General features: G+C 64.0%; 6 protein-coding genes. 2 read left to right on the plus strand and 4 right to left on the minus strand.

Going from position 1 to position 7,855, the window contains the following annotated elements:
* Positions 1-12: 12 nt before the first annotated feature.
* Complete coding sequence (locus tag HP547_RS07670) at positions 13-1,995, plus strand: amidohydrolase (protein WP_172222553.1); 1,983 nt, start codon at positions 13-15, stop codon at positions 1,993-1,995.
* Between the two features lie 165 nt (positions 1,996-2,160).
* On the opposite strand, the gene HP547_RS07675 is transcribed toward HP547_RS07670, so the two are convergent.
* The 3 genes from HP547_RS07675 to HP547_RS07685 form a co-directional block, all read right to left on the minus strand.
* Positions 2,161-3,759 (minus strand): MFS transporter, encoded by a 1,599-nt coding sequence (locus tag HP547_RS07675; protein ID WP_172222556.1) that lies wholly within the window; start codon positions 3,757-3,759, stop codon positions 2,161-2,163.
* A gap of 1 nt (position 3,760) precedes the next feature.
* Entirely contained in the window at positions 3,761-5,023 is a 1,263-nt protein-coding gene (locus HP547_RS07680; RefSeq protein ID WP_172285948.1) for an OprD family porin, read from the minus strand.
* An 88-nt stretch (positions 5,024-5,111) separates the two neighbouring features.
* Positions 5,112-6,023 (minus strand): LysR substrate-binding domain-containing protein, encoded by a 912-nt coding sequence (locus HP547_RS07685; RefSeq protein WP_172285949.1) that lies wholly within the window; start codon positions 6,021-6,023, stop codon positions 5,112-5,114.
* 135 nt (positions 6,024-6,158) lie between these two features.
* Here HP547_RS07685 and ycaC point away from each other — a divergent pair, with 135 nt between their 5' ends.
* The gene (gene ycaC / locus HP547_RS07690) at positions 6,159-6,788 is read left to right on the plus strand and encodes an isochorismate family cysteine hydrolase YcaC (RefSeq protein ID WP_172222571.1); all 630 of its coding nucleotides are present in this window, start codon (positions 6,159-6,161) and stop codon (positions 6,786-6,788) included.
* A gap of 176 nt (positions 6,789-6,964) precedes the next feature.
* Here ycaC and HP547_RS07695 read toward each other — a convergent pair whose 3' ends face one another.
* Positions 6,965-7,258, minus strand: a complete 294-nt coding sequence (locus tag HP547_RS07695) for a hypothetical protein (RefSeq protein ID WP_172285950.1) — start codon at positions 7,256-7,258, stop codon at positions 6,965-6,967.
* Between the last annotated feature and the right edge of the window lie 597 nt (positions 7,259-7,855).

The following is a 7,855-nucleotide window of genomic DNA, read 5'->3' on the forward strand; positions in this document are numbered from 1 at the left end:
ACGGAGAACCCCATGTCCCAGGACCGCAACGACCAGACCCGTCGCCAGTTCCTCGCCACCAGCACGGTGCTCGGTGCTGCCGGTGCGCTCTGGTCCGCATTGCCATTCACCGGCCAAGCCGGTTCCGCTCACGCATCCACCCAAGGAGGTTCCATGACCGCCGACCTGATTCTGTTCAACGGCAAACTGCACACCGTTGACCGCGAAAAGCCCACCGCCACCGCCGTCGCCATCAAGGATGGCCGGTTCGTTGCCGTGGGCAACGACGCCGAGGCCATGGCCCACAAGGGCGCCACCACGCAGATCATCGACCTCAAGCAGCGCACTGTCATTCCGGGCCTGAACGACTCGCACCTGCACCTGATCCGCGGCGGCCTGAACTACAACCTGGAACTGCGCTGGGAGGGCGTACCCTCGGTGGCCGATGCCCTGCGCATGCTCAAGGACCAGGCCGCGCGCACGCCCACCCCGCAGTGGGTGCGCGTGGTCGGTGGCTGGAACGAATTCCAGTTCGCCGAAAAACGCATGCCGACCCTGGAAGAAATCAACCAGGCCGCCCCGGACACGCCAGTCTTCCTGCTGCACCTGTACGACCGCGCCTTGCTCAACCGCGCCGCGCTCAAGGCCGTCGGCTACGACAAGAGCACGCCGAACCCGCCCGGTGGCGAGATCCAGCGCGACAAGTTCGGCAACCCGACCGGCATGCTGATCGCCCGTCCGAACGCGATGATCCTCTACGCGACCCTGGCCAAAGGGCCGAAGCTGCCGCTGGAATACCAGGTCAACTCCACCCGCCAGTTCATGCGCGAGCTGAACCGCCTGGGCCTGACCAGTGCCATCGATGCCGGCGGCGGCTACCAGAACTTCCCGGACGACTACTCGGTGATCCAGGAGCTGGCCGACAACAACCAACTGACCGTGCGCATCGCCTACAACCTGTTCACCCAGAAGCCCAAGGAAGAGCTGGACGACTTCAGGAAGTGGACCTCCAGCGTCAAGCTGCACAGCGGTACCGACTTCCTGCGCCACAACGGCGCCGGCGAGATGCTGGTGTTCTCCGCTGCCGACTTCGAGGACTTCCTCGAACCGCGCCCGGACCTGCCGCAGACCATGGAAGAAGAGCTGGAGCCGGTGGTGCGCCACCTGGTCGAGCAGCGCTGGCCGTTCCGCCTGCATGCCACCTACAACGAATCGATCACGCGCATGCTCGACGTGTTCGAGAAGGTCAACCGCGACATCCCGTTCAACGGCCTGCCGTGGTTCTTCGACCACGCCGAAACCATCACCCCGCAGAACATCGAGCGCGTGCGTGCGCTGGGCGGCGGTATCGCCATCCAGGACCGCATGGCCTTCCAGGGTGAATACTTTGTCGACCGCTACGGCGCCAAGGCCGCCGAGCAGACCCCACCCATCAAGCGCATGCTCGACATGGGCGTGCCGGTGGGTGCCGGTACCGACGCCACCCGCGTGTCCAGCTACAACCCGTGGACTTCGCTGTACTGGCTGGTCAGCGGCAAGACCGTCGGCGGCATGGAGCTGTACCCCGAAGGCCTGAGCCGCGATACCGCCCTGCAACTGTTCACCCAGGGCAGTGCGTGGTTCTCCAGCGAGCAGGGCAAGAAGGGCCAGATCAAGGTCGGCCAGCTGGCTGACCTGGCGGCGCTGTCGCTGGACTTCTTCAGCGTCGAGGAAGAAGCGATCAAGGGCATCGAGTCGGTGCTGACCGTTGTCGATGGCAAGGTGGTGTACGGCGCGGGTGAATTCGACAAGCTCGGCCCGCCGCAGGTACCGGTGCTGCCGGAATGGTCGCCAGTGACCAAGGTGCCGGGGCACTGGCGCGTTGGTACCCCGTCGCTGGCAGCGGCGGTGCACCAGTGCTCCGGGCCGTGTGGGGTGCATGCGCACAGCCATGACAAGGCGCGCAAGTCGAGTGTGCCGGTGAGCGACTTCCAGGGCTTCTGGGGTTCACTGGGTTGCTCGTGCTTTGCCTTCTAAGCTGAGCTGATGTGAAGAAGGGGGCCAGTATCTGGCCCCCTTTTTTGTGTGACTGTTCTGGCCCTATCGCCGGCAAGCCAGCTCCCACAAGACCTCTACTGGCCTTGAGAGCTGTGTAATCCTGTGGGCGCTGGCTTGCCGGCGATAGGGCCGCGAAGGTCAGTATCAGTGGTGAGCCTTGTGCTCCCCACCAGCCAGTAGATGCCTGATCTTCACTTGCACCCCCTCGGTCTGCAGCAACCGCACCCGCGCCTCGATCTTCAACTCACCACGGGTCACCCGATGGTGATGGCGCAGGTGCTCCAGCCACGATTCCTCGAAGAAGAACTCCAGCCACAACGCCGGGTCCGCACTGTCGCGCATCAACCCCCAGGACAACGCGCCATTGCGCTTGCGCATCGCCTCCAGCTCACGGGTCGCCTGCTGGAATGCGTCGGCCTTGGCCGGGTCGATGTGGTACTCCACAGTCACCATCACCGGCCCGCTGTCCTTGTCCATGTCATCGCTCAGCACCGGCACCGGCCAGTGCAGCGACGGCGTCAGCTCTTCGGCCTCGGTTTCCGGCAGGGTCACTTTGCAGGTCAGCAGGGTACCCAGCGCCAGGCCGCCAGCAGCCAGCAGCAGGCTCAAGGTGATCGACGCATGGCTGGCCAGCGTGCCCCACAGCAACCCGCCAGCGGCCATGGCGCCGAAGAAGATGAGGATGTACACCGACAACGCCCGTGCCCGCACCCAGGCCGGTACCGACGTCTGCGCGGCCACCTGCAGGTTGGACAGCACGGCGATCCACGCCGCACCGCTGAGCAGCATCGCCGGCAGCAACACATAAAAGTTGCGTACCAGCGCCAGGGCCAGCAGGAACAGGGCATACAGCAGGCTGGCCAGCAGCACCAGGCGGTCCCGGCTGATGCGTTCGCGCAGGCGTGGCAGCAAGGTGGCACCGGCCACCGCGCCAATGCCGATGGCGGCCAGCAGCAGGCCGAAGTCGGCGGCCGTGCCATGCATCTCGCCGCGTACGATCAACGGCAGCAAAGAGGTGCCGGCGCTGGCGCAGAAAAAGAACGCCAAGGCCCGCAGCAGCACAGCCTGCAACGGCTTGGCGCTGCGGGCAAAACGCAGGCCGGTGCGCATGGCGCCGATAAACCGTTCGGCCGGCAGCAGCGGCTCTTTCACTTCGCGCTTCCACAGCAACAGCACAAGGATGACGCCGGCGAACGAAACCGCGTTCAGGGCGAACGTCAGCCAGGGCCCGACCAGGCTTACCACCACCCCGGCCAGGGCCGGGCCGATGGCGCGGGACACGTTGATGCCGACGCTGGAGATGGCCACTGCATTGGCCAGGTCTTGCTTGCCCACCAGTTCCGGCGTCAGTGCACTCCAGGCCGGCATCATCAGTGCCGTGCCGATGCCCAGCGCCAGGGTCAGTCCCAGCAGCAGGGTAACGTTCATCAGCCCCAGCAAGGTCAGGGTCGCCAGCACCACGGCAACCGCTGACATCCACAACTGCACCAGCAGCAGGTAGCGACGCTTGTCGACGATATCTGCTGCTGCCCCCGCCGGCAGGGCCAGGAAGAACATCGGTAGCGAACCGGCCACCTGGATCAGCGCCACGTGCAGCGGGTTGGACGACAGCGTGGTCATCAGCCAGCCGGCGCCCACTTCGTGCATCCAGGTGCCGATGTTGGAGGCGATGGTGGCAATCCACAGCATGCGGAAGGTGGTGTTGCGCAACGGGCTCCAGGCGCCTGAAGGGGAATTGCTCATATCAGAAGCTGCCTTTGAGTGGGTATTCGATGATCAGGTAGAAGCGGTCGATGTCGTCGCCTGCCTGGGCCTGGTTGGCGCGATGGCTGACGTGGGAGAACGACAGGCTCAGGTCCTTGGCAGCGCCGGACTGCACCACGTACTTCAGGTCGATGTCGCGCTCCCAGTGCTTGCCGCCCTGGCCGTACTGGTTGACGTAGGCACCACCCGCCGGTGCGTGGCTGCCGTCGATGCCACGGCCGCTGACGTAGCGGCCCATCAGGCTCAGGCCGGGTACGCCGAGGGTGGCGAAATTCAGGTCGTAGCGCAGCTGCCACGAGCGTTCGCCCGGGCCGTTGAAGTCGGCGTATTTGATCGAGTTGGCCAGGTAGATCGAGTCACCGCCGACGAAGTCGAACGGGGTATCGCCCTCGACCTTCTGGTAGGCCAGGCTCAGCGCCTGGGCGCCCATGCTGTACTTGGCCAGCAGGCTGTAGGCGAGGGTATCGATCGCCCCGGCGCTGGCGTTGCCGGTGTCGCGGGTGTTGTACAGGTTGCCGTCCAGGCGCCAGTTGCCCTCGGCCAGGTTCAGGTTCAGGTAGGCCTGGCGCCAGGTATCCTCCAGCTGCCCGGCATACAGCGCAGCGCCGAAAGGGCCGGCGGGCGCGAAGGTGGCGCCGGCCAGGCTGATGGCCCGGTTGTGGGTGCTGGCGCCATAGCCGTTGAAATCATCGTGGGTCGAGCTGTTGTCCTGGTTGTTGAAGGCGGTGAAATGCCCGGCCTGCAGGCGCCAGTCTGGCAGGTCGGTGTTGTCCACCAACCAGCCGCTGGCGTATTCCGGGTGCAGGCGTTTGTCGCCGGTGTCGAACACCGGGGTTTCCACGGTCATCTCGCCGTAGCGCAGCTGGGTGTTGCCCCGGCGCAGCTTGAGCGCGGCGCCGGCGCTGGAGTAGTCGGACTCGGCGCGGCCATCGCCGTCGCGCGGCAGCAGGCCGGTACCGGCATGGCCACGGCCGCCGTCGAGCTTGAGGCCAAGGAAACCGTGGGCGTCGATGCCTACGCCGACGGTGCCCTCGGTGAAGCCGGAGCGGATTTCACCGATGAAGCCTTGGGCCCATTCCTGGCGGTAGTTCTGGCCGCTGGCGGAGGGCGAGCGGAAGTCGCTGTGCAGGAAGTAATTGCGGCTGAGCAGCGACCAGCCGGGTTCGTCGGCCTGGCTGAGTGCCGGGCACAGGGCGAGGGTGGCGAGCAGGGCGCGGCCTGGTCCGGGGGTGGCGCGGATCATGGGGGCTCCGGGGGTTATGATCCGGGACTGTGGATGAAGGGTAGGGCAGGGGTCTTGTATGTGTGTGCTTTACCTGGCTTTACCTGACTCAAGCCATATCGCTGATTGCGAACTCTTCGGCCAGATGATCGATCAGCGATCGAACCGACGGCAGCAACCCGCGCCGCGACGGGAAAATCGCATGCACGATGCCGCAGCGTGGATGCCAGTCCGGAATGAGCTCCACCAGGCGGCCCTCCGCCAGGTCCTCGCGCACAGCCACCCGTGGCAAGTGCGCAATACCCACCCCTGCCACCACGAAATGGCGCAGGGCGAACAGGTCGTCAGTGACCATGCGCGGGGTATGGGGGATGACGATGCTGCGGCTGTTGTCCTCGCCCTGGAACAGTTCCCACTGATACTCCCGCTGGGCACTGCCCCAATGCACGCTGGGCAGCGTGCCGAGCAGCTGCGGGTCGAAACCTTCGGGCAATTGCGCCAGGTATTGTGGGTGGCCGACCAGGCACTGGGTACTGTTGCTGAGCACCTTCATCACCATGTCGGTGTTCTCCAGCGGCGGAAAACGCACCCGCAGGGCGATGTCGAAACCCTCGTGCAACAGGTCGACGCGGCGGTTGGTACTTTCGATGAACAGCTCTACCTGCGGGTACTTGAGCATATAGCGGGTCAGCATCGGCCCGACCCAGGAATTCAGCAGGGTGGTCGGGCAGCTGATGCGCACCAGCCCACGCGGCTCGCTGCGATTGCGCTCGATGATCTCCGCCGCGCCCTCGGCTTCCACGCGCATGGCCAGGCAGCGGTTGTAGTAGGCCTGGCCGATTTCAGTGAGCGAGCAATGGCGGCTGGTGCGGTGCAGCAGGCGCACGCCCAGGCGCTCCTCAAGGTCGGAGATGCGCCGGCTGAGCTTCGACTTGGGCATGTCCAGCGCCCGGCCAGCCGGAGCGAAGCCACCGTGCTCCACAACCTGGGTGAAGTAGTAGAGGGAGTTGAGGTCTTCCAATGATCGTTCTCCAGATGGAACGCTAAAGGCAATTTTCGCAGTCTACCGCCGTGAAGGGGATGATTTTAATCTGTGCCCATCAACGCGAAACACCCCGGATTGCTGAAAAATTCATAACCCTTAGGAGCACGGACCATGAGCAAATTCACCTACAACCGCCTGAACAAAGACGACGCCGCCGTACTGCTGGTCGACCACCAGGCCGGGCTGCTTTCCCTGGTCCGCGACATCGAGCCGGACAAGTTCAAGAACAACGTACTGGCCCTGGCTGACCTGGCCAAGTTCTTCAACCTGCCGACCATCCTCACGACCAGCTTCGAGCAAGGCCCCAACGGCCCGCTGGTGCCAGAGCTGAAAGCACTGTTCCCGGACGCCCCGTACATCGCCCGCCCAGGCCAGATCAACGCCTGGGACAACGAAGACTTCGTCAAGGCGGTGAAGGCCACCGGCAAGAAGCAGCTGATCATTGCCGGCGTGGTAACCGAGGTTTGCGTAGCCTTCCCGGCCCTGGCAGCCCTGGAAGAAGAGTTCGACGTGTTCGTGGTGACCGACGCCTCCGGCACCTTCAACGAAATGACCCGCGACGCCGCCCATGACCGCATGAGCCAGGCCGGTGCGCAGCTGATGACCTGGTTCGGCGTGGCCTGTGAGCTGCACCGCGACTGGCGCAACGATGTGGAAGGGCTGGCGGCGCTGTGCTCCAACCACATTCCGGATTATCGCAACCTGATGACCAGCTATAACGCGCTGACTGCGGGTAAATAACAGCCTGTAAGTTCTAAGCGTGAAGGCCGGCTCCCTCTATAGGGAGCCGGCCTTTTGCATTTGCTGTGCCGGCCTCTTCGCGGGTAAACCCGCTCCCGCAGGTACTGCACAGCTTCAGAACCTGCGGTGATCCTGTGGGAGCGGGTTCACCCGCGAAGAGGCCGGCACGGGCGATATCAATTCATGGGCTGCGACTCAATCCCATCCAGCAATGCCTCAATCAGCCCTTCTGCCATCTCGACTGCATTCAGGTTGCTCCAGAACAGGCTCTTGCCGGTTTCATCCAGGTGCTCCAAGGCTTTGTATCCACAGTCATAGGCACCGCGCAGGTATTGGGCGACATGCACCAGGGCATCGTGGGCAGAGACGCCAGGGTTTACTGTGAATAACGGGGGGTGGCCGGCATCGCAGCGGCTGAAAGGGCGTTGTGTGGTGTTGGGGAGGGGTGGATCCGGGACAATCTTTTTCATAGCCAAACTCCGATAGAGGTTGGCCGGCACCATCCGTTTCCACGCGAAGGGTGGCGGCTGCACACGGGGTGGAAAGCCGGGCTATCGGAACCCCGGCAGGCCATAAGGCCTCCCGCGTGCAGCTGCCATGACAACTGCCATTCCGATTACCTGCCGGGTTTCCACACCCGATCGCTGAACCGACAGCGACCCGGTTAGCCTAGAGAGCAGGCCTTCCCCGGACAATCAGACGGGTGTCGACACGGGGTGTAGGATAAATCCTTGGGATTGGCGGTAACGTAGGAAATGGTTTGCGGGGAAGTAGGACCTTGCTGAAAATTGGACGATCTTGTGATGGGTTTTTTGTGTCCGCGTAACGGCAGCGAGGTGATCGTCAGGAGATCGCAGGATGGCCTCCAGTTGTATGGCGATAGGTTTGTGGCGCCTGCGAAATCGAGCGCCGCCCGCGCGGCGCATCGCGGATAAATCCGCTCACATTTGTTGCAACGTGGTCATGCCTGTGAGGCCATGGCTGTCAGCCGTTTGCAAGCTTGAAGACCTGCGCCAAGGCTGGCAACCATGGCGTAACAGGTTCGGCACGTTGCAACAAATGTAGGA

Origin of the sequence: Pseudomonas sp. CM27 (assembly GCF_013179515.1) — a bacterium.
Lineage (GTDB): Bacteria > Pseudomonadota > Gammaproteobacteria > Pseudomonadales > Pseudomonadaceae > Aquipseudomonas.

What these genes read in the sequence shown, in the direction of transcription:
- HP547_RS07675 (WP_172222556.1), bottom strand. Translation starts at nt 3,759, where the DNA reads ATGAGCAATTCCCCTTCAGGCGCCTGGAGCCCGTTGCGCAACACCACC.
- HP547_RS07680 (WP_172285948.1), bottom strand. Translation starts at nt 5,023, where the DNA reads ATGATCCGCGCCACCCCCGGACCAGGCCGCGCCCTGCTCGCCACCCTC.
- HP547_RS07670 (WP_172222553.1), top strand. Translation starts at nt 13, where the DNA reads ATGTCCCAGGACCGCAACGACCAGACCCGTCGCCAGTTCCTCGCCACC.
- ycaC (WP_172222571.1), top strand. Translation starts at nt 6,159, where the DNA reads ATGAGCAAATTCACCTACAACCGCCTGAACAAAGACGACGCCGCCGTA.
- HP547_RS07695 (WP_172285950.1), bottom strand. Translation starts at nt 7,258, where the DNA reads ATGAAAAAGATTGTCCCGGATCCACCCCTCCCCAACACCACACAACGC.